Genomic DNA, 21,968 nt, shown 5'->3' with positions numbered 1-21,968 from the left:
CCTTTATCTATATCGATACAACCACCAAGCGGTCAGTCCGTTTGCAGTAACAATTGGTGACTTAAAACATGTCAAAACGTGATTTTTACGAAGTATTAGGCGTTAGCCGTGATGCCTCAGAGCGCGATATTAAAAAGGCCTATAAGCGCCTAGCGATGAAATACCACCCAGACCGTAATCCGGGTGATGCCAGTGCTGCGGATAAGTTTAAAGAAGTAAAAGAAGCGTATGAGATTCTGACTGATCCGCAGAAAAAAGCCGCTTATGATCAATACGGGCACCGAGCTTTTGAACAAGGTGCTGGTGGTTTTGGTGGCGGTGGCTTCAGTGGTGGCGGTGCTGATTTTGGCGATATCTTTGGTGATGTGTTTGGTGATATTTTTGGTGGTGGACGCCGCGGTGGTTCGCCTCGGCCTCAACGCGGATCTGACTTGCGCTACAACATGGAATTAACTTTGGAAGAGGCAGTTCGAGGTTGTAGCAAAGAAATTGAAGTTCCAACATTGGTTCATTGTGATAGTTGCGATGGCTCTGGAGCGAAAAAAGGCAGTACGCCGGAAACCTGTCCGACCTGTCATGGTCATGGTCAAGTTCAAATGCGGCAAGGTTTCTTTGCCGTTCAGCAAACCTGCCCAACTTGTCATGGCAAAGGTAAGATCATCAAAGATCCATGCAATGTTTGTCATGGCCAAGGTCGAAAACAGAAAAGTAAAACTTTGAATGTTAAAATCCCCGCAGGAGTGGATACTGGCGATCGCATTCGTTTAGCCAATGAAGGTGAAGCCGGGGAAATGGGTGCACCAGCCGGTGATTTATATGTGCAAGTGCATGTAAAAGAACACCATATCTTTGAACGGGACGGTAATAATTTGTACTGTGAAGTCCCGGTGAGTTTTGCTATGGCCGCTTTGGGTGGTGAAGTTGAAGTCCCCACGTTGGATGGCCGTGTGAATCTTAAAGTTCCTGAAGAAACGCAAACCGGACGTATGTTCCGTATGCGTGGTAAAGGGGTGAAAAGTGTGCGCGGAGGGGCAATTGGTGATTTGATTGTGAAACTAGTGGTTGAAACCCCCGTTAAACTCAGCGCTCGTCAAAAAGAATTGCTCAGGGAATTGGAAGATTCTTGTGGAGGAGAGGCCGCCAATAAGCACAAGCCAAAGTCTGAAGGTTTTTTCAATGGAGTGAAGAAGTTTTTTGATGATCTAACCAGTTAATCTGATCCCTTATTTGCTCAAAAAGCCCTAGTTTGCTTACGTCAACTAGGGCTTTTTATGTTTAAAACCGCTACCAGCAAGAGGTTGGTTGTCGCTCTCCGGTACTTTTTAATTCAAGCTTTGAATAGCGTTTTCCTTGACATTCATCGGTATCTTGTCCTTTGGAAGCGAGAGGGGTGGCTGAAATCGTATAGCTTGCGTGGCTGATCTCAATCGCCAAGGCGTAGCGTTCCGGATCAGAATCGCATACGGTACATTTCCCTCCCGACAAAAGACCATGACTGGAATACCCCAAGTCATAATGCTCTTCTAAATAGAGCTGTATTTTTGCCATATCGGCTATTGCTTGAGTACGGTGAGCCTCTTTGACATATTGGGTATATGCTGGGTAGGCAATACCAGCAAGAATGCCAACGATGGCGACGGCTATCATTAATTCGACCAACGTCATACCTTGAGCGAACCTATCTGATCTGTTGCATTTATTTGTTCGAATCATGTCCATTCGTTCCATTAATCTATCTTTTCCTATTGTTAGTAGCTGTTAGCATCAAAGCAAGTTGATTCAGTTATGTCTCACTGTTTGCAAAGGATTTTGAGAAATGGTTCGCGGCTTCACCTTATTAGAACTACTGATAACGGTCAGTGTACTGGCCGTTATGCTTACGTTTTCCGCACCGAATTTTACCAATATAAATCAGCAGACCAAGATGGTTACGCTAGCTGATGAGTTACACGGTTTTTTTATTCAAGCAAAATCGGAAGCGGTGTTTCGCGGGCAAGATTTATGGGTTCATATTGAAGGGATGCCATCTACCACTGGAGAGTGGCGGTTGATACTCTCTTCTTCTTCGGTTTTACCTCCAGCAAACTCACCGAAGATCATTGCGGTATTATCGGGTGAGCGTTATCGAAACCTGTTTATAGACAACACCGATTCGATTAATTCAGTGAAATTTGACTATGTTATGGGTAATCCGGTTCAGGCTGGCAGTCTCACATTGAAAAAGCATTTTCAAGATAGTGATGGCATTAAAGTCATTATTCATAATCGAGCAGGGCGTATCAAAGTGTGTAGTCTCTCTGGGGAAAACTATGGCTTTACTAAGTGTTAAACCAAAGCAGTCAGGAAGCAGTTTGATTGAATTTATGATTGCAGGGCTGGTGGGGGCGATCGCTTTAGGAATGATAGGAAGTCTGTTTTTATCCAATCAACGAGCCTCGCTACAACGCAGTAAAGAGATTATGCTGCTACAACAAATGAGTGTGGTGCTACACCAGATGAAAAGTGATGTACTGCGCGCAGGGTACGATCATTGGGATACCCATTCACTGAAACTTTCTGGTGCGGTTGGCCTTTTTATTACAGAACCGGAACTCGTGGGGTATGCCTATCAACATCCGGCAGCGGTTAGCGCTAGTGTCAGTAATACGGTGTATCGTTTAGATAAAAATAACCTGAAATATTGTCAAAAAAGTAGTACAGCCCCCTTGCCTGCAACTTCAGCGGCAACCGGGTGCTTTAATTTGTTTGATCCCAAGCAGATTAAAGTGACTCAATTTTCGGTGCAACATGATCTTGTCGCAGGAGAAAGTACTCAAAGTGGCATGCTTTCAATCGTTTTAGCTGCCTCTTTGGTGAAAGCACCATCGGTGTCTCAACAGATGAGTTTACGTTTGATGCAGAGGAATTGGCAATGAACAGTCGCTTTCAGCAGGGGGTTGCCACCTTACTGATTACCTCGGTACTACTTGCGGTGGCTTTAGTACTTACTTTAGGTTCATATAAAACGCTGTTTTATCAAATTAAGCGAGCTCAGAATGAAGTGAAAGCTCGTCAACAATATTGGGTGGCTGAAGGTGGGCTAGAGTGCATTTTTAGCTTAACCAAACTGACGCAATCTTTACCTGATGCTAGTCAATATAGCGAGTGTAATGCATTAGGCCCAATAACATTTAGCTATACACAGCCAACGTTTAAGCAGCAACGCGTGACAGCACAATACGGTTTTAGTCATGTTCATAAAACTCTGACTTATCCGGCTGCCGCTTCTGGTGTATTGAGAGCCACCTCAAACTTGTATTTTTCTGGTGGCTTATCCATGTTGGCGGATCCCGGAGCCCATTTAGAGGGCGATAAGTGGGCTTGTACTATGTTGCGGTATAGTCGGGATTTTGTCGTGCACGGTACGGTACAAAATAAAGGATTAAGTGACGCTCATCCGCCTTATGCTGGTTTTCCCCGAGGTCAATATTGTGATTCAGATTATCTCACCAGTACCAGTGCTAATTACGCGATGCCCAGTAACTTAAAAAAAGATTTTATTAAAGATGTCAATCAGACCCCCTTTGAGGATTTATTTGGTGAAATGCGACAAGATTGGTTCAAAATCATGTCCGATAGCCACTTTAGTAAAATCTCAGCGAGCAATTTAGTTGATAGCAGTGGCAAAATGCTATTTACCCAACAAAGCTTGCCCTCTTCAGCGGTGGTTCCTGACTGTGGGAGTAAAATTAAGAACAAGATTATTGCCGGGCAAGACCTCATTTGGGTTTATGGCAGTTGTCATTTGGGAGAAAGTGATTTAACGGCTATTGGTCAGGCGATCAATTCAGCGAGTGGCTTAGATGGCATTATTTTAGTCGTGCATAATGGACTGCTCTCGACCCATGGCGCTTTAACGTTTAAAGGAATGATCTACCACTTTATTTCGAATGCCACCGACGGAACGCCAGAGTTTATCCCCACCAGTACACTATGGAACAGCTTTAATCCAACGCAAGCCGATCTATTAAAAGCGTCGACCGCATCATTGGCGAATATTTCGTTGAATAATACGGCTTATTTTCAAAATGGCGCTTTTTATCCCACGGGGGGATATGTGATGGATGCGCCTGACACTTATGCCGTATTTAACTCTGCGATGGATTTTTTGTTTAACCGAGACGCAATTGATACGCCACTGCGTAAGATTCGTCAGTTTAAATGGGTACAGGGATCGTGGTATGCGCAATAAACAGTTTGGATTTAGCTTAATTGAAGTGATGATTTCATTTGTTTTGATTGGCGTTGGAGCCTTGGGGCTAGTTAAACTACAAGCCTATATTGAGCAAAGAGCGGATTTTGCAATGCACAGTATTCAGGCGCTTAATCTCGCAGAGCAAAAACTAGAATGGTTTCGTACCCGTGGTGCATTAAGTGTCTCCTCCGCACTTACTGTGGCTAACTATACCGATGATCTAGTCACTGGGGAAGATAGTAGTCACCCTATTTATACGCTTCATTGGGATGTTCCTTCCGTGACATTATCCGGCTCGCTGAAAACCATCGTGATACAAGCTTCTTGGTTTGATCGCCATGGCCAAGTTCAACAAATTGAATTGAAAACCATGCTTTCTCAATACAGTGAATTTGATTAGTTTTTTCGTTTATAAGGCGGTTAAAGTCATCGTTAAATGCAGCCGATGTAAATTTTTGTGGCCCAGTTATCGGTTTGTACCAGATATTGAGATGAGCTGTGTTTTGTTTGTTGCTATATTATGTCGTTAATTTGAAATGTGTCTCTGGATGTTTCTGTTCAATTGAAATTTTATGCTTATCTATAGGTTATTTTATAGAATATATCCATGCGTGATCTGCTATAAATCGTCTCAATGATAGGCAAATAAGAGACAATCATCATTCAAAGCCAACAAAGCATCCATAATAAGGCTCACAATCACAACATCTATTAGGATTTATTCATGAGTAACCAAGCCGTAAATTTATCACCATCAGGTAAATCTAGCCGGATTGATGGTTTTTTAAATATTATCGAGCGGGTCGGGAATAAAATTCCCGACCCTGCTATTTTATTCTTTTGGGCATTGATCATCGTCTGGCTCTCTTCTGCTTTACTCTCCCATATTGATTTTGATCTGATAAACCCTAGAACGGGAGAAGCACTGAAAGTCACCAATCTATTGACAGGAACAGCGCTGGCAAGTTTTTTGGCCAATATGGTTAGTACGTTTACCAGCTTTGCCCCATTAGGTATTGTTCTTGTGGCCATGCTTGGTGTTGGGGTGGCTGATTCATCTGGTTTTATTACCACCGGATTGAAAAAAATGCTCAACGTTACCCCAGCCAGATTATTGACTCCAATGTTGATCTTAGTTGCCATTGTCTCTCATACTGCCGCGGATGCTGGATATGTATTGGTGATTCCATTGGGAGGGATCATATTCCATGCTGCAGGCCGACACCCTTTAGCTGGTATTGCCGCTGCATTTGCCGGAGTATCGGGTGGTTTCTCTGCTAATTTTATTCCCTCAGGGATTGATCCACTTTTAGCTGGTTTTACTCAAACCTCAGCACAAATTCTTGATCAAACCTATCAAGTGAATCCTTTAGCAAATATCTTTTTTACTGGGTTATCTTCTATTCTGATTGTCGCAATTGGTTGGTATGTCACAGAAAAAATTATTGAACCACGACTGAATCAGGTACCTGTCGATGAGGATGCAGAAACGGCTCCTGATTTAGGATCGTTTTCTGCTATTGAATCAAAAGCTTTTCGTTATGCTGGTGGTGCGATGTTACTAGGAATTGCGCTACTGGTGGCCGCATTGTGGCCAGAGACATCGGCATTACGTTCACGAGAAGGCGAGTTGACCGCTTTTTCTGCGCCCATTATGAAATCAATTGTGCCGCTGATTTTTATACTCTTTATTATTCCAGGTGTTGTTTATGGACGAGTCACTGGGAATTTTCGTACCAGTAATGATGTTATTAAAGCCATGTCCTCGACCATGTCGACGATGGGCGCGTACATTGTGATGGCTTTCTTCTGTGCGCAATTTTTATCTGCGTTTAGTCATTCGAATATCGGAACCATGCTCGCTTTATATGGGGCTGAAGGGCTAAAAGCGTTAAACCTTCCTGGGCAAGCAACGATCGTTGGGATGATTTTATTAACAGCGATAGTGAACCTATTAGTTGGGTCTGCATCAGCTAAATGGGCATTGATTGGACCGATTCTCGTTCCGATGTTGATGGCGGTAGGTATTTCACCTGAGCTGTCTCAAGCGGCCTACCGTGTGGGTGATTCAGTTTCGAATATTATCTCACCTCTGATGGTGTTCTTCCCTCTGGTGGTTGTTTATTGCCAGCGTTATGTGAAAGGGACGGGTATTGGTACATTGGCCTCATTGATGATGCCATACTCGATAGCGATGCTAGTTGGTTGGTCTATTTTCCTACTTGTGTACTGGGCATTAGGTATACCACTGGGGATTCAGGCTCCGTATACCTATTCGCTGTAAATAAACATAAAGAGCCCGTAGATACGGGCTTTTTATGGCAAGGATAACGAAGAGATATCCATCCACTTGGATCAACTGCAGTTTTTGGTGGCGTTCGTTCACCACCGATCACAGTATGTCTATGCACACGAACTGACTCTTTTGCCTCTGAGCTGCCATCCCTCGTTATTAGATATATACCCTTCCTACTTGCCGCCTACCTGTAACGCCAAGTTGTTTGGGTATCGCCTCACTTTTATCACCTTAACCAATCAATCTGCTCGCGGTATAATCTCGCTAAACCAATCATGAGGTACGTATGATAGAAATAACAGAGCCTTTTACTCAACAAGATGAAATCTTTATGCGCAGAGCGTTGCAGTTAGCAGCGCAGGCCGAGTCAGAAGGAGAGGTACCTGTTGGTGCTGTATTAGTTAAAAATGGGGAAATTATTGCCGAAGGTTGGAACCGCTCGATTAGCCATCACGATGCGACAGGGCACGCCGAAATTCAAGTCATTCGTCAAGCCGGAAAGGTTTTACAAAATTATCGCTTAGCGGAGACAACCTTATATGTCACGTTAGAACCTTGCCCGATGTGCGCTGGAGCGCTATTACATAGCCGAGTGAAGCGAATTGTCTATGGTGCGCCTGATTTAAAAGCAGGTGCGGCTGGTACGGTGCTCGACCTTTTTGCCAGCCAAGCGGCGTACCATTATGCCACTATTGAAAAAGGGTTATTGGAAGATGAATGCCGTGACCAACTGCAGGCCTTTTTCAAACGGCGAAGAAAAGAGATTAAAGCCAACAAACAGCAACAAACAGATCGGGAAAAAACTAAATCGAGTGGGTAAGCAAACACCTATGTTATAGATGTTTGCTTTTGACGTTAATCGATTAATTGAACAAATGCTCGATGGCGAGCTAATACTTTTTTCTTTGTATTGGCCAGCATGCGTCGACGACGGTTAGCTGATACCGCTTTATTAAAGAGCTTTGATTGACGTTTACGTCGTAGCATAAAACGCCTCCTACTGCAGATATAAGAACAACCTTACTTAGACATCTCTGTCTTTTATCATGTAATACCAAGGTGAATGGTTTGACGTTGTGTCTGTAAGGAACCAAAAATAAAAGTTTATCAACCTTTTGTTACCGTTGATTTTCACTGGTTTTTTATTTTTTACAAGCGACAAGGGTCACACTATGGTTCAACATCTCATTTGAATAGATATGATTTCGAACGATAAAAATCAAGGGAGTAGAGCGTGATTTTTGACCGTTATGGCGCTGAAATTTACTTTCAGAGCGACATCCGCGGTTGATTTCTCGCAGGCTTTAGTCCTGACCAGTTTCAGGGCTTTGGGCCTCGTTATTTGTTTGATCAGCTTGAGCCTCACTATCTATCGACTCTTCTGTAACCGTAATGACCAGTAAATCTTCCGTTCCGGTCTCTAATTCAGTATTAGGATGCGGTTCCAGATGGCCAATAATACTTTGATAGTAGCGACGAATATTTTCTACATAAGTACGAGCTTCATCGCCACGCGCATAGCCGTAGCGCGTTTGAGTGAAATATTTTTTTTGACGTAAGAGGGGTAGGCGATCTTTGACATCGGCCCAAGCATCCGGAGAACCACCTTGTTGTTTGGTTAATCGGCGTGCATCCATCATGTGCCCATAGCCAACATTATAGGAAGCGAGCGCAAACCAAATCTTTTCATGCTGCGGTATACTATCTGGGATTCTCGCAACCATTCGTCGTAAGTATTCAACACCACCGCGAACCGATTGCTCAGGATTGAGTCGATTGGTTACCCCGACACTGCGTGCTGTGGGTAGTGTGAGCATCATCATTCCTCTCACTCCTGTTGGTGATTTGGCGCTTGGGTTCCAATGTGATTCTTGATAGGCCACGGCAGCAATCAATCGCCAGTCAAATTCTTCTGAGTATTTTTGAAATAAGGGTATCCATTTAGGTAGACGAGTGTCTAAAGCTCGAATAAACGCTCGAGTATCAACGTAATCGAAATTACCCACATGACCGATATACTTCTCCTCTAGTGAAGCGAGTGCACCAGATTGCTTTAATGTACCAAAAAACTCAATCACTAATGCATAGAGACTTTCATCATCAGAGCGACGCATAAACCAAGAAATAGGCTGATCTTCCGTCATTTCAAAAGCGGTCGCAATATCTGGATAAATGCGCTGTGATAGCGATATCTCCACTGAGTCAGCCATGGTAAAGAGTAACTCACCTTTAGAGACTTGTTTGAGAAGCTCACTGACATCGGCATTATTGTCGATTTGATATTTAAAATCAGGCTGTGATGCTTTAATCGCCGCTAAGGTACTGGTGAAGTGAGTATCATTGACAATTTTAAAAATGGGTTGCTGACTATTTTGTGCCAGCAGTTCATCTTGTTTGGCTAATAATTGGTTAATGTTGCGAGGACGCCATTGGCCGGGTTTATATACCACTTGCTGAGACACATAGTAGTAAGCAGGCCCGGCGCGGTACTCTTTTAAACGAGATTCCGATTGGCTTAATCCTGCTGCGATAATATCAATCTCACCATTGTTAAGGGCGGGGAAGAGGCTAGAAAGCCGGTAGGCCGGTTTCATTTCTAACCGAACCCCTAATTCACGGGCAAACTCACGCGCCAGTTCATAATCAAGCCCTGATGGGCCTTCAGGGCCAATATAGTAAGATAATTGATTATTGAGCGTGCCAACCCGGAGAACACCGCGAGCGCGAATTTGCTCCAATTCACTTTGAGGATCAGAGTCAATTTGACAACCCGCCATCAAGAGTGTGAGGCAAATAAGCCATAAGTTGCGACCAAAAGACGCGCCAGGGAATACAGTCATTAATTCGAGATCTCTTACATCAATTACTGCCTTTATACCAAACCCCAGCGTCAAGGCAAAGTTTAGACGTTATTCTTTGCGTGATGAACAGATGAGAGTGTTTGAAATGTGCCATCATGCAAATTTAACAAAAAATGACGCAAACGGTTGCTTTTGGTGTTACGTCACAAAAAGAAATCCTTTATAATGCCCACGCAATGACGAGGTGACACTGGCATAGGTTTTATTAAACACCACTAACGTATTGTAATTAATTGAATTTATGCCAATTTCATCTTAATCACTTGTATATAGAGACCTAAGCACATGAGAATTTTGCGTGGCTCCCCGGCGCTTTCTGAGTTTCGAGTTCAAAAATTGCTTGAAACATGTCGTGAACAAACCCTACCAGTGACTGGCATCTATGCTGAGTTTATGCATTTTGCTGATCTAAAAGCAGAGTTAGAGGCTTCTGATCTGAGTAAACTAGAGAAGCTCCTAACTTACGGTCCCACTATTCAAGAGCATCAACCGCAAGGTTTGCTTCTGCTGGTTACTCCTCGTCCTGGGACGATCTCACCTTGGTCTTCTAAAGCAACTGATATTGCCCACAATTGTGGTTTAACTCAAGTCAAACGGCTTGAGCGAGGAACCGCTTATTATATTACCAGTGAAGAGCCTTTGTCGGAGTCGCAACGGACAAAACTCGCTGCGCTTATTCATGACCGAATGATGGAAACGGTATTTACCGAACTGGATGCCGCAGCGGCTCTATTTCGTGTGGCTGAACCCGCCCCCATGTCTCAAGTCGATATTTTGACGGGAGGCCGCACTGCACTTGAAGAAGCAAACGTTTTCCTTGGGCTGGCGTTAGCGGAAGATGAAATAGATTATCTGGTTGAAAGCTTTATTAAGTTAGGGCGTAATCCTAATGATATTGAGCTAATGATGTTTGCTCAGGCTAATTCAGAGCATTGCCGCCATAAAATTTTTAATGCCGATTGGACCATCGACGGGGTTGAGCAGCCCAAATCACTGTTCAAGATGATTAAAAATACCTTCGAAGTGACGCCAGATCATGTGCTGTCTGCTTATAAAGATAACGCAGCAGTGATGACGGGTTCAAAAGTGGGTCGCTTTTTCCCGGATCCCAATTCTCGTCAGTATGGTTATCATCATGAAGATGCACATATCTTAATGAAGGTTGAAACCCATAACCATCCAACCGCTATTTCACCTTGGCCGGGAGCGGCTACTGGATCTGGTGGTGAAATTCGTGACGAAGGCGCAACCGGCATTGGTGGTAAGCCGAAAGCTGGGTTGGTGGGTTTTACCGTTTCTAACTTACGTATTCCTGGGTTTGTTCAACCATGGGAGAGTGATTTTGGTAAGCCAAGCCGAATTGTTTCGGCATTAGACATTATGCTAGAAGGCCCTTTGGGGGGCGCAGCATTTAATAACGAATTTGGTCGTCCGAACTTATTAGGGTACTTCCGTACTTATGAAGAGAAAGTCACCTCGCATGCCGGGGAAGAGGTGCGAGGTTATCATAAGCCGATCATGATCGCAGGGGGGATGGGAAATATTCGAGCGGAGCATGTACAGAAAAAAACGATCCCCGTCGGTGCTAAATTAATTGTATTAGGTGGCCCTGCGATGAATATCGGCCTTGGTGGTGGTGCTGCCTCATCCATGGCTTCCGGTCAATCAGCAGAAGATCTCGATTTTGCTTCAGTTCAACGTGAAAACCCAGAAATGGAGCGTCGTTGCCAAGAGGTGATCGACCGCTGCTGGCAAATGGGCGAGGCTAACCCTATCGCCTTTATCCATGATGTCGGTGCTGGTGGCATTTCAAATGCACTGCCTGAATTAGTTAATGATGGCGATCGTGGTGGAGTCTTCCAATTGCGTGATGTACCGAATGATGAACCCGGCATGAGCCCACTGGAAATCTGGTGTAATGAGTCACAAGAGCGCTATGTGATGGCGGTGTCTCCTGAAAATATGCCGGTGTTTGATGCGATATGCCGACGTGAACGTGCTCCTTATGCCGTGGTCGGTGAGGCCACTGAAACGCGTCATTTGACGCTGGAAGATAGCCATTTTGATAACACGCCGATTGATATGCCCATGGATATTTTATTGGGTAAACCACCGAAAATGTACCGTGATGCGGTAACTCAGAAGGTCATCAGTCCTGCACTTGATCGCCGTGGTATTGAAGTAAATGAAGCACTGGATCGCGTACTGCGTTTACCTGCCGTAGCGGAAAAAACCTTCTTGATTACCATTGGTGACCGTTCGGTAACCGGTTTGGTTGCTCGGGACCAAATGGTCGGGCCATGGCAAATTCCTGTGGCAAACTGCGCGGTAACCGCAGCCAGTTTTGATACTTATCATGGTGAAGCCATGTCGATGGGTGAACGCACTCCCGTTGCTTTGCTCGATTTTGCCGCTTCGGCACGTTTAGCGGTCGGAGAATCACTCACCAATATTGCGGCGACCGATATCGGGGATATTAAACACATTAAACTCTCGGCTAACTGGATGTCGCCAGCGGGTCACCCCGGTGAAGATGCTGGTCTTTATCAAGCGGTTAAAGCGGTAGGCGAAGAGCTGTGTCCTGCGCTGGGGTTAACCATCCCGGTTGGTAAAGATTCCATGTCGATGAAGACCAAGTGGCAAGAACATGGTGAGCCAAAAGAGGTGACCTCACCCCTTTCATTGATCATCACCGCTTTTGCTCGTGTTGACGATGTGCGCAATACCGTGACACCGCAATTGAGAACTGATCAAGGTGACAGTTGCTTGCTGCTGATTGACTTAGGTCATGGTCAAAATCGCCTTGGGGCAACTGCATTAGCGCAAGTTTATAAGCAACTGGGTGATAAACCTGCTGATGTGGATAATGCTGAGCAGCTCAAAGGATTTTTTGATGCGATGCAAACCCTCGTTCGTACCCAGCAATTGCTGGCTTATCATGATAAAGGGGATGGCGGTTTAGTGGTGACGCTAGCCGAAATGGCCTTTGCAGGGCATTGCGGCATCACCGCCAATATTGAAACCTTGGGTGATGATGCGATTGCGGCGTTATTCAATGAGGAGCTAGGCGCGGTTATCCAAGTCAAAAATGATGGACTGGATGATGTGCTTTCTGTTCTGGCTGGGCATGGATTAGCCGACTGCTCACACGTGATTGGTGCCGTTGAATGTTCTGATAAGTTTGTGATTAACCAAGGTACTCAAACCTTGATTGAGCGTTCTCGAACTGAATTACGGACCATCTGGGCAGAAACGACGCATAAGATGCAAGCGCTGCGTGATAACCCTGCTTGTGCTGAGCAAGAATTTGTCGCTAAACAAGAGAATAATGACCCCGGTTTGAATGTCTCGCTCTCTTTTGATGTGAAGCAAGACATTGCAGCACCTTATATTGCGCAAGGGATAAAACCTAAAATGGCCATTTTGCGTGAGCAAGGGGTTAACTCTCATGTTGAAATGGCGGCGGCCTTTGATCGCGCTGGCTTCCATGCCATAGATGTACATATGAGTGATATTTTAACAGGCCAAGCGGTATTGGATGAGTATCAAGGTCTGGTGGCTTGTGGTGGCTTCTCTTATGGCGACGTGCTAGGGGCCGGTGAAGGCTGGGCAAAATCGGTGTTGTTCAATACACAAGCGCGTGATCAGTTTGAAGGGTTCTTTAATCGTCAAGATACTTTCTCACTCGGGGTGTGTAATGGGTGTCAGATGCTCTCTAACTTAAAAGAGTTAATTCCCGGTGCCGATTTATGGCCACGGTTTGTGCGTAATGAATCAGAACGGTTTGAAGCTCGCTTTAGCTTAGTGGAAGTACAAAAATCCAATTCATTATTCTTTGCGGATATGGCGGGCTCTCGCATGCCGATTGCGGTTTCTCATGGTGAAGGTCGAGTGGAAGTTCGTGATGATGCGCATTTAGTCGCTATTGAACAGTCAGGTACGATTGCGATACGTTTTGTCGATAATTTCGGTCAGCCAACCCAGCAGTATCCGAATAATCCGAACGGTTCACCGAATGCGATTACTGGCTTAACCACTCAAGATGGTCGCGTCACGATTATGATGCCACACCCAGAGCGAGTGTTCCGCACTGTTGCCAACTCATGGCACCCCGATAATTGGGGGGAAAATGGTGCTTGGATGCGAATGTTCCAAAATGCCCGTAAATATTTAGGGTAATGAATGAGGGCCTAGGTTTCTAGGCCTTTTCTTTTGTTAGCGAAATTGTCCAGCGTCAGGTAAAAATTCAAAGCCAGCACTGGCTAAACGCGCTTCGAGTTTTGTGCGGTCAATATCAAAATAAGCCACAAGCTTATCCAAATCTCCCTCAAATTCATCACGCAATTTCATGTTGACAATACTCATCAACATAATGGGATCCATACTGGCAAAGTTATTGAGATTCATTTTTAGTCCTCAAAATCAGAAATCAGTAGGTTTGCCGCTGCGAATGCGGCTTTTTCTCGGGTCTCTTTCGGTAAAGAGGTATCGGCTGCAACTTCATTGAGTGCTCGAATAGCGCAGGAAATGGCTTGTGGGATATAGGCTTGATCGCCACTGCCAATCTGTGCGTAGAGTTCGCGCACTAAGTCACAACAAGCATAAACTTGCATGGTTTGTTCCTATTTTTATCAATGATAACTGTTCTCGATAATACACAGAGAGCAACAGAAACACAAAACTCTCACCTTGCGTTGGCGCAACGTAATGACAGGATGGGTGAATTAATCAACCGCTCACGTGGATGACGGCTGAGATCATTGGACGTTGAGGTTTTGATTCAATTAGGATGAGCGGGCTATAAGCCGCCTATGTTCTTTTATCGAGAGGAAAATAGGGTAAATGGTTAAAGATAAATAAAAAGGCTGCGACAAAGCAGCCTTTAGAAGTAACCACAAGGAAATTAAACCAATTGTGCTTGAATAAAGCTGACAATATTGGCCATCGGCACGGCGGATTTTTCACCACTACGACGATGTTTATATTCAAAGTTACCTTCATCCATACTGCGATCACCAATAATGATCGTGTGAGGAATACCAATTAGCTCCATATCTGAGAACATCACACCTGGGCGTTCTTTACGATCGTCAAACAGAACATCAATACCGGCTGCAGTTAGTTCAGCGTATAATTTTTCTGCTGCTGCTTGAACGCGTTCAGATTTGTGCATATTCATTGGTACGATGGCCACTTGGAAAGGAGCAATGGCGTCAGGCCAGATGATGCCGTATTTATCGTTGTTTTGTTCGATAGCCGAAGCCACCACACGTGAGACACCAATACCGTAACATCCCATCTCTAAAATCGTGTGTTTACCATTGGAGTCGAGTACACCACAGTTCATTTTCTCAGAATAGTTGGTACCCAGTTGGAAGATATGACCGACTTCGATACCTCGCTTAAGCTGTAAAGTTCCTTTTCCACATGGGCTCGGATCGCCTTCCACGACATTACGCAAATCTTTCACTTTATCTAGCTCAACATCACGGCCCCAGTTGATACCAAAGTAGTGTTTTCCATCAATGTTTGCGCCAGCAGCAAAATCACTCATCACCGCGACACTACGATCGACGATAAAGGGTAATTCAAGGCCAACAGGACCAAGCGAACCAGGGCCAGCACCAATCAGAGCACGGATTTCTTCTTCATTTGCCATTTCAAGCGGTGAAGCCACTTCAGGAAGATTTTCTGCTTTAATTTCGTTCAGTTCATGATCGCCACGAATGATCAGGGCAATAATAGGTGCTTCAATGTCATCAGACGCTTTCACAAACAGCGTTTTAACGGTTTTTTCGATAGGCAGGCCGTGTTGCTCAACCAATTCTGCTATGGTTTTTGCATTCGGCGTGTCAACCAGTGTCATCGTTTGAGTTGGCGCAGCACGTTCAACTGCTGGGGCAACGGCTTCTGCTTTTTCAATGTTTGCTGCGTAATCTGACTCGGTCGAAAAGGCAATAATATCTTCGCCGCTTTCTGCCAGTACGTGGAATTCATGTGAACCATTACCACCGATAGCGCCGGTATCGGCTAATACTGGACGGTAATCAAGCCCCATGCGATCAAATGCTTTACAGTAAGCTTGGTGCATGGCTTGGTAAGATTTTTCTAATCCGGCTTTGTCGATGTCGAAGCTGTAAGCATCCATCATACAAAATTCACGAGCACGCATGACACCAAAACGAGGGCGGCGTTCATCACGAAATTTAGTCTGGATCTGATATAAGTTGAGAGGTAGCTGTTTATAAGAGCTCACCTCATTACGCACCAAGTTAGTGATTACTTCCTCAGCCGTCGGGCTAAGTACAAACGGACGAACATGGCGGTCAGTAAAGCGAAGTAGCTCGGGGCCCATTTTTTCAGAGCGACCAGTTTCTTCCCATAGTTCAAAGGGTTGAACTACGGGCATCAGGGTTTCAATAGCACCGGCATTGTCGATCTCTTGGCGAACAATATTTTCGACTTTACGCAAGACGCGCAGACCTGTAGGTAGCCAAGTATAAAGACCTGAAGCTAGCTTACGGATCATACCTGCACGTAGCATGAGCTGATGGCTCACAACTTCTGCGTCGTTTGGAGTCTCCTTCAGAGTAGAAAGAAGATATTTACTGGTACGCATTTAGGTATCCGTTCATTAAAAGTTTAAAGGGTTACCACCGTGTGGGTGATAAAAAATACATGAGTCGCTAATAATATCAGTCAAACGCTCATGTCAAAAGCGTTCTATGGCTGTGACTGTCACTAACTGCTCATTAACGGTGAATTTTACGTTAAGGTCGTACAAATTTACCGCATATTCTCGTGGATCAGGACGATTTTTCTTATAAGCCGGGCGGGGATCTTGAGCTAACACTTCGGCAATCACCGATTGTTGAACTTGTCCTTGCGGTAACTTTTGTAGCGTTGTCAGGGCTGATGAGCTAAATCGCACTTCGCTACGGTTTGGTTCATCTTCTGCGTAACCGCCTGTTGCATCTGGGATTGAATCGGAATAGGGCAGATAGGGCTTAATATCGATAATGGGTGTGCCGTTAACCAGATCGACACTACCGAGTTGTAAGTATATTTGCTCGCCCTCTTTTTCTACCCCTTGTAGCGTAACGGCGGACATGCCAATTCCATTAGGACGAAAGGTGGAGCGAGAAGCCAGTACGCCGATGCGTTCATTGCCACCTAAACGAGGGGGGCGCACGGTGGGTTTCCAGCCTGCAGAAAGATTTTTATCAAATAAGAACAGTAACCAGAGGTGGCTAAATTGTTCAATCCCTCTGATGGCTTCAAAGCAATTTAGCTCGCCAAGTAATTTGACTCGAGCTGTCGCACTGGGAACCAGACGAGGCTGGCGCGGAACGGCAAATTTTTCTTGGTAAGGACTTTCTATTATTGCGATGGGGTCAAGGTTGTACATTATCGTGATATTCGGCAAAAAACAGAGCCAACAAAATATCACAGTCTTAAGCATAAATCGCTTGCAAAATATATGATAATGATTCCTAATTGTGTTGTTATAACATAACATCTTTTTGGAGGGGTAACTATGAAACAAGGGATTCATCCCGAATATCGGCCTGTAGTATTCCACGATACAAGCGTTGATCACTATTTTGTGATTGGTTCGACCTTGAAAACGGATAAGACAATCGAATTTGAAGGAGAAATCTATCCTTATTTTACGATTGAAGTGTCATCACAGTCACATCCATTTTACACCGGCAAACAGAGAGTCATTCAAAAAGAAGGACGCGTTGCCAACTTCAATCGTCGATTTTCTCGTTTTAGTGAATAAGGAAAAAAAGTGAAAGTATTAAGTTCGTTAAAGAGTGCAAAATTACGTCATCCGGATTGTCAAATTGTCAAAAGACGGGGGCGCTTGTACGTGATTTGTAAAACTAATCCGCGTTTTAAAGCGGTGCAGCGATAGAGGGGCATGCGGATAAAATCGCCGTATTATTATCCGCTGAGCACTAAAGGGAAGGACATGTCGTGCTTCCCTAGTTCATTTAGCGTCGTTTGGTTAGCCACCGGTCGAGATGGTTGGCAAACTCACGTCGTTCAGTTTGCGAAAGTGCACTGGGCCCGCCTGTTTGAATACCACTTGAGCGCATGGTATCGAGAAAGTCACGTATATTTAAACGTGCTTTGATGGTTTCTGTCGTGAAAAGCTCACCCCTTGGGCTTAACGCGAGCGCCCCTTTACTGATCACTTCATCGGCCAATGGAATATCTGATGTAATGACCAGATCATGGGGCGCAACACGCTTAACTATTTCATTATCGGCAATATCGAATCCTGCTGGTACTTGTAGCACAAAGATATTGGCGCGTTTCGGTAAAGGAATAAGATGGTTTGCCACAAAAGTACATTCCACACCAGTGCGCTCTGCCGCTCGAATTAATGTTTCTCGAATCACTTTCGGGCAAGCATCGGCATCAACCCAAATTCTCATACGGATTCCTTATTCAGTAAGGCGATTTCCAGCTTTTCCACACGGGTAATGAGCGCGAGAACGGTTTGTTCTAGTTCTTGAATTCGTTGTTGAGCGTCATTTTTGGGGGTGGCAATTTCTATTTTGGGGACTCGCTGACTATTTTTCCAGCTTTTGATGGCTGCAATTATCGCTGGCATTGGAACACTCGAAGATAACCGTGCTTTCACTAAGGCGACGGTGGGTTGTTTCCCTTGCTGCTGTAACTGAGTCAGTACCGTGGTTAACTCATGAGTGGCGTCTTGGGTGAGCATAATGGCTCCTTATATTTGATCCTCGCTCATCTTACTGATAAATCGTGGTTAGCAAAAGAGGGATTGTCATGTAAGAGATCGCTCACAAAGCCTGTGAGAGAAGAGCGTTTTTTGACGAGTTTTTATGGGATTTTATCATTAACCTATTGAATTTATTTATTTTTAATTGATGGTTGTGATGTGGGGTGAGTATTAATCTCTTGTTTGGGGGATTGTAAAAGAAGCGAAAAGAGGTAGATTATGTCTTGTCGATAGGAACATGACAGGGAATGGGAAAGATTCACGGAAGAGCACTTCAGGATGAATACGGCAAGCAAGGATCGTTGCTGTCAGGAACGATGGACAAATAAGGATATGACCATTAACAAGAGGTTAATGGGCATGGATAGCTAGGATCCTCGGGATGAGGTAGGGATACCATCAGGATGATGGAAGGACACCGCTCAAGGAACAAGTGATGAAAGCTGATCGGGATAGATTGGCAAAACGGATTGTAAGGACACCGCCAAGGTGGCGAAGCAGAGGATTGGGTTGCTGGATTCAACCACTATTAAGGATGATGCAGGGAGCAACCATTTAGTGGCAGGATCGCTACGAGTAAGACTTAAGCCCCGATACGTTCGTGTCGGGGCTTTTCTTAGTCTTTTCTAAGAGCGTGCTCTGTTTGAAACGCTCATCAAGTAAATAAATAGAATAATAACTTGATGTGGTGAAAACCTTGTTAAGATCAATACAACACCGTCAGCATTGGTTTACCTTCTCGCTCACCTTTTCAGGTTAACCTTGAAGCGGTGAGTGAGTTCTAAAATATCTGCAAACAAAGGATTGTCAGTGACGATAGTGACACGTAGAACATTAATTGTTCCCTATACCGATGCGTTTGAATCTGACTTTTTAATGCTCAACTGCTGTGTGAAAAATCGCGCGCAAATGAATGGCCCGAAGACGGTAGCATCGGCTCGGCAGCTCTTTCAGCGTATTTTACATGATGAGCATTTATATGCCATGGCCGTGTTAGATAACTATAACCGAGAGTATATGGGGCATATGTATATTGAAATCTATGATGAGTATGCCGAACTCGGTTTTTTATTTGATAAGTCTTATTGGGGACAAGGGCTAGCCAGTGAAGCATTGAGCGCTTTTTTCCCCAATATCTGTCAACGATTAAACTTGAGACAGGTGATGTCAATAGTGAATGCTGAACATGCTTCAGCGATTGCCATCTTACATAAGTTGGGCTTTCAGCATCAACATACTCAGGAAGAGATGTTTGGTCATTTCCATCAGTATCAATGGTTAACCCCAGAACAAGAATGATGAGCTAGGCTATATTCTATACGGTGGAAGCTGAATGTTTACCGGACGAAAACCAGCCATTATAAGCTCTCCTTGGTAGTAATCGTCCCCCAGTGCCGAAAATTCAAAATAATAGATCGTATACCAGCGCCAGCCTTTATCTGGCGCTTTCCATTTGTGTTGGCCGAAAGAGACACTCAGCAGTTGTAATTCTAGGTTGGAACAGTGACGAGTAATGTGCCGTTTGGCTATCTCAGCTTGGCGGCGTTGTTGCCAAAATGCAAAGCAGATCAGGCTGAGTAAAAGGATATAAATGAGGTTACTCGTCATGAATGCTTTTTCCTTAGTTTATGAGGATTGTTTTGTTGAACGTTGTAACTGGAGCAGCGCTTTGGCTAATTCAGGTGATGGGCTGGTATGCAGCAAAGGCAATAACACCATGCGTAGTTCCGGTAACATGACTAAATCGGCAAAGAGCCGGTTAAACAGCGTTTGATTCTCCGTTTGTACTAAGCGAAGTAAAAAACGTTGAGCGCGGCCACTCTCTCTCAGTGTTGACCAAGCTCGTCCAGCAAGACCAATTAATACCTCTTGATGGCAATAATCAGGTGTGGCGAGGATAGCATCGGTCAATTTAGCTAAATAATTTGGTGTTGCACCTGAAAGGGCACGTACTAAGGCTGAGAGCAAAAAGAGATCCGTTTGTGAGCTGGACATTTGCTGGTTGGCCATCTCGTACAGTTTACTGGCAATGTTATCGGGAATGTTGACATGTTCAAGCACCCCAAGCAGAGCATACAGTGGTGAGCTGGGGAGGTGGTCAAGGGCTTTGCGAATGAATACACTATTATTTTGTTGTCTTAAACGAGCGCCGATGTCACTGATGCCTTGCAGACCGACGGTTTGCCAATTTTCCCAGCCAAGCCCTCCGGAAAAATAGTGTTGCGCATGTTCATAATATTGGCTAGTGGGCAAATGAAGTTGGGCTCGAATTTGGCTATGTAACACGGCCATTTTTTCTTCGGTTGGTTGAAACGTGTAGGGGTTATTGGCTAATTTTTGCTGCTGTTCTTCAGTGAGCGTTTGTTGTAAGCGAGAGCCCATCGCTTCGATCACATACTGGATAAACTGATTTATCTCAGCTTGAATGAGTAATCCTCGCTCATCGAGTGGAAATTTCGTGAACCAGATCCACGGTTGCTGATGCTCATTCCAATACACAATGGCTAAATGAGCTTGACGTTGTAAAGGGTAAGGATAGGGCTGCTGGCCTTGTTCAATTTTTTGAAATTGTTTTGCTTCGATTGGCTGAATTCTCCGGCCAAGATCAAACACAAGGTATTGGCAGCCACTTTGCTTAAGCAGCGTCGTAAGGGGATGGATAGGTTGCATAGAGATTAATTTGATCCTAACTTTTTGTCATGAATAGATGGTATCATCTGCCGCTAATTCAAGGCTAGCGATGTAAAACTTCATGACTCATCTAATTCCTTTCTCCGCTTTATTAACCGCATTGGAAAAAGAGCTTAAAGCGGCGGCTCTCTGGCAACATCAGAAACCAAAGGTGCACTATTTACAGAGTAAAGAACCCTTTTCATTGGACATTTTACATCCTCATGAGTGGTTACAATGGATTTTTTTACCGCGTATGCAGCAGTTATTGGCAGATAACGCCCCATTACCGCAAGGCTTTTTACTCACTCCCTATTTTGTTGAAGTGTGGCAAGAACAACCACAATATCAAGCCATATTAAATGTATTACATCAGATAGATAAGGCAGTGGCATCATGCTAGAGATCATTTATCAAGATGATTACTTGGTGGCGGTTAATAAACCCGCTGGAATGTTAGTGCATCGCTCTTGGTTGGATAAACATGAAACACAATTTGTCATGCAGATGTTGCGTGATCAAATCGGTCAGCATGTCTATCCTCTGCATCGTCTAGATAGACCAACATCGGGTGTGTTGGTTTTTGCTTTATCGAGTGAAACCGCGGCCATGATGATGCCGATGTTTGCTGAGCATAAAATGGAAAAAACTTACCATGCTCTTGTTCGGGGCTGGATTGAACAAGGTGGAGTATTAGATTACCCGTTGAAACAAGAACTGGATAAAATCGCTGATAAATTTGCTAAGCAGGATAAAGCGCCTCAGTCAGCGATTACTGCCTATCAGCCGATTGCTAAAGTAGAAGTGCCGTATTCAACAGGGGCTTTTCCAACCACGCGCTACTGTCTCATGGAACTAAAACCACAAACTGGGCGTAAACATCAGTTACGTCGCCATATGGCACATTTGCGCCATCCGATTGTCGGGGATACCACGCATGGAGATGGAAAACATAATCGTTTGTATCGACAGCAATATCAAATTCAACGTTTGATGTTGCATGCGAGTGAACTCAGCTTTATTCATCCTTATACTGAGCAACCGTTAATACTCACAGCCTCTTTTGATGAGCATTGGCAACGACTGTTTAGTTTATTTGCTTGGCAAAATCCAATACAAAAAGGCCTTCTCGAATAAGAAGGCCTG

24 protein-coding genes are annotated in these 21,968 nt (G+C 44.5%); 13 read left to right on the top strand and 11 right to left on the bottom strand.

All coding sequences use genetic code 11. The annotated features are described in order from the left end of the window. Positions 1-68 precede the first annotated feature (68 nt). Positions 69-1,214, top strand: coding sequence for a molecular chaperone DnaJ (gene dnaJ / locus CAG57_RS10140; RefSeq protein ID WP_099611983.1), 1,146 nt, complete (start codon positions 69-71; stop codon positions 1,212-1,214). A gap of 70 nt (positions 1,215-1,284) precedes the next feature. Here dnaJ and CAG57_RS10135 read toward each other — a convergent pair whose 3' ends face one another. After that, positions 1,285-1,719 (bottom strand): type IV pilin protein, encoded by a 435-nt coding sequence (locus CAG57_RS10135; protein WP_272924570.1) that lies wholly within the window; start codon positions 1,717-1,719, stop codon positions 1,285-1,287. A 97-nt stretch (positions 1,720-1,816) separates the two neighbouring features. Here CAG57_RS10135 and CAG57_RS10130 point away from each other — a divergent pair, with 97 nt between their 5' ends. The 6 genes from CAG57_RS10130 (at position 1,817) to tadA (ending at position 7,350) form a co-directional block, all read left to right on the top strand. Continuing rightward, on the top strand, positions 1,817-2,329 hold the full coding sequence (locus CAG57_RS10130; protein ID WP_161427167.1) for a GspH/FimT family pseudopilin: 513 nt from the start codon (positions 1,817-1,819) through the stop codon (positions 2,327-2,329). After that, entirely contained in the window at positions 2,310-2,915 is a 606-nt protein-coding gene (locus CAG57_RS10125; protein WP_161427166.1) for a pilus assembly protein PilW, read from the top strand. The genes CAG57_RS10130 and CAG57_RS10125 overlap by 20 nt, the downstream gene beginning before the upstream one ends. Beyond that, complete coding sequence (locus CAG57_RS10120; RefSeq protein ID WP_161427165.1) at positions 2,912-4,231, top strand: hypothetical protein; 1,320 nt, start codon at positions 2,912-2,914, stop codon at positions 4,229-4,231. Before CAG57_RS10125 ends, CAG57_RS10120 begins: the two co-directional genes overlap by 4 nt. After that, the gene (locus tag CAG57_RS10115; protein ID WP_161427164.1) at positions 4,221-4,634 is read left to right on the top strand and encodes a type IV pilus modification PilV family protein; all 414 of its coding nucleotides are present in this window, start codon (positions 4,221-4,223) and stop codon (positions 4,632-4,634) included. The genes CAG57_RS10120 and CAG57_RS10115 overlap by 11 nt, the downstream gene beginning before the upstream one ends. 324 nt (positions 4,635-4,958) lie before the next feature. Beyond that, complete coding sequence (locus tag CAG57_RS10110) at positions 4,959-6,518, top strand: AbgT family transporter (protein ID WP_161427989.1); 1,560 nt, start codon at positions 4,959-4,961, stop codon at positions 6,516-6,518. A 298-nt stretch (positions 6,519-6,816) separates the two neighbouring features. Then, positions 6,817-7,350, top strand: a complete 534-nt coding sequence (gene tadA, locus CAG57_RS10105) for a tRNA adenosine(34) deaminase TadA (RefSeq protein WP_161427990.1) — start codon at positions 6,817-6,819, stop codon at positions 7,348-7,350. Positions 7,351-7,385: 35 nt separating this feature from the next. Here the strand turns inward: tadA and CAG57_RS16220 are convergent, their stop codons facing one another. Together CAG57_RS16220 and mltF are read right to left on the bottom strand one after the other, a co-directional pair. After that, positions 7,386-7,517 carry a hypothetical protein gene (locus CAG57_RS16220; protein WP_272870130.1) on the bottom strand — a complete coding sequence of 44 codons (132 nt, stop codon included), beginning with the start codon at positions 7,515-7,517 and terminating at the stop codon, positions 7,386-7,388. Positions 7,518-7,834: 317 nt separating this feature from the next. Continuing rightward, positions 7,835-9,370: a membrane-bound lytic murein transglycosylase MltF gene (mltF, locus tag CAG57_RS10100; RefSeq protein ID WP_099611989.1), complete on the bottom strand. Its 1,536-nt coding sequence runs from the start codon at positions 9,368-9,370 to the stop codon at positions 7,835-7,837. Between the two features lie 306 nt (positions 9,371-9,676). On the opposite strand from mltF, the gene purL reads away from it, so the two are divergent. Further along, positions 9,677-13,570 (top strand): phosphoribosylformylglycinamidine synthase, encoded by a 3,894-nt coding sequence (purL, locus tag CAG57_RS10095; RefSeq protein ID WP_161427991.1) that lies wholly within the window; start codon positions 9,677-9,679, stop codon positions 13,568-13,570. A gap of 36 nt (positions 13,571-13,606) precedes the next feature. Here purL and CAG57_RS10090 read toward each other — a convergent pair whose 3' ends face one another. The 4 genes from CAG57_RS10090 to tsaA all read right to left on the bottom strand — a co-directional run bounded on the left by CAG57_RS10090 (position 13,607) and on the right by tsaA (position 16,799). Continuing rightward, positions 13,607-13,798: a DUF4250 domain-containing protein gene (locus tag CAG57_RS10090; RefSeq protein WP_161427992.1), complete on the bottom strand. Its 192-nt coding sequence runs from the start codon at positions 13,796-13,798 to the stop codon at positions 13,607-13,609. A gap of 2 nt (positions 13,799-13,800) precedes the next feature. Beyond that, complete coding sequence (locus tag CAG57_RS10085) at positions 13,801-14,004, bottom strand: YaeP family protein (RefSeq protein ID WP_099611991.1); 204 nt, start codon at positions 14,002-14,004, stop codon at positions 13,801-13,803. Between the two features lie 290 nt (positions 14,005-14,294). Further along, positions 14,295-16,010: a proline--tRNA ligase gene (locus CAG57_RS10080; protein ID WP_161427993.1), complete on the bottom strand. Its 1,716-nt coding sequence runs from the start codon at positions 16,008-16,010 to the stop codon at positions 14,295-14,297. A 93-nt stretch (positions 16,011-16,103) separates the two neighbouring features. Further along, entirely contained in the window at positions 16,104-16,799 is a 696-nt protein-coding gene (tsaA, locus tag CAG57_RS10075; RefSeq protein ID WP_161427994.1) for a tRNA (N6-threonylcarbamoyladenosine(37)-N6)-methyltransferase TrmO, read from the bottom strand. A gap of 129 nt (positions 16,800-16,928) precedes the next feature. On the opposite strand from tsaA, the gene CAG57_RS10070 reads away from it, so the two are divergent. Beyond that, on the top strand, positions 16,929-17,177 hold the full coding sequence (locus CAG57_RS10070) for a type B 50S ribosomal protein L31 (protein WP_099611994.1): 249 nt from the start codon (positions 16,929-16,931) through the stop codon (positions 17,175-17,177). A gap of 9 nt (positions 17,178-17,186) precedes the next feature. Next, positions 17,187-17,312 carry a type B 50S ribosomal protein L36 gene (gene ykgO, locus CAG57_RS10065; protein WP_040904587.1) on the top strand — a complete coding sequence of 42 codons (126 nt, stop codon included), beginning with the start codon at positions 17,187-17,189 and terminating at the stop codon, positions 17,310-17,312. 79 nt (positions 17,313-17,391) lie between these two features. On the opposite strand, the gene CAG57_RS10060 is transcribed toward ykgO, so the two are convergent. Together CAG57_RS10060 and CAG57_RS10055 are read right to left on the bottom strand one after the other, a co-directional pair. After that, positions 17,392-17,838, bottom strand: coding sequence for a YaiI/YqxD family protein (locus tag CAG57_RS10060; RefSeq protein WP_099611995.1), 447 nt, complete (start codon positions 17,836-17,838; stop codon positions 17,392-17,394). Continuing rightward, the gene (locus tag CAG57_RS10055) at positions 17,835-18,131 is read right to left on the bottom strand and encodes a hypothetical protein (protein ID WP_099611996.1); all 297 of its coding nucleotides are present in this window, start codon (positions 18,129-18,131) and stop codon (positions 17,835-17,837) included. Before CAG57_RS10055 ends, CAG57_RS10060 begins: the two co-directional genes overlap by 4 nt. Before the next feature lie 831 nt (positions 18,132-18,962). Here CAG57_RS10055 and CAG57_RS10050 point away from each other — a divergent pair. Beyond that, positions 18,963-19,451 (top strand): GNAT family N-acetyltransferase, encoded by a 489-nt coding sequence (locus CAG57_RS10050; protein WP_161427345.1) that lies wholly within the window; start codon positions 18,963-18,965, stop codon positions 19,449-19,451. A 9-nt stretch (positions 19,452-19,460) separates the two neighbouring features. On the opposite strand, the gene CAG57_RS10045 is transcribed toward CAG57_RS10050, so the two are convergent. Together CAG57_RS10045 and CAG57_RS10040 are read right to left on the bottom strand one after the other, a co-directional pair. Further along, on the bottom strand, positions 19,461-19,760 hold the full coding sequence (locus tag CAG57_RS10045; RefSeq protein ID WP_099611997.1) for a DUF3301 domain-containing protein: 300 nt from the start codon (positions 19,758-19,760) through the stop codon (positions 19,461-19,463). An 18-nt stretch (positions 19,761-19,778) separates the two neighbouring features. Continuing rightward, positions 19,779-20,822, bottom strand: coding sequence for a DUF3549 family protein (locus tag CAG57_RS10040; RefSeq protein ID WP_099611998.1), 1,044 nt, complete (start codon positions 20,820-20,822; stop codon positions 19,779-19,781). An 82-nt stretch (positions 20,823-20,904) separates the two neighbouring features. Between CAG57_RS10040 and CAG57_RS10035 the strand changes: the two genes are divergently transcribed. Beyond that, positions 20,905-21,225: a YqcC family protein gene (locus CAG57_RS10035; protein WP_099611999.1), complete on the top strand. Its 321-nt coding sequence runs from the start codon at positions 20,905-20,907 to the stop codon at positions 21,223-21,225. Next, the gene (gene truC / locus CAG57_RS10030) at positions 21,219-21,959 is read left to right on the top strand and encodes a tRNA pseudouridine(65) synthase TruC (protein ID WP_099612000.1); all 741 of its coding nucleotides are present in this window, start codon (positions 21,219-21,221) and stop codon (positions 21,957-21,959) included. Before CAG57_RS10035 ends, truC begins: the two co-directional genes overlap by 7 nt. The last annotated feature ends 9 nt before the right edge of the window (positions 21,960-21,968 follow it).

The sequence above is a fragment of the Vibrio sp. V30_P3S12P165 genome (genome assembly GCF_009904905.1).
Taxonomy (GTDB): domain Bacteria; phylum Pseudomonadota; class Gammaproteobacteria; order Enterobacterales; family Vibrionaceae; genus Vibrio; species Vibrio fujianensis.
The sequence above is the reverse complement of the archived record's forward strand: the minus strand, read 5'-3'. Positions and strand labels throughout refer to the sequence as shown.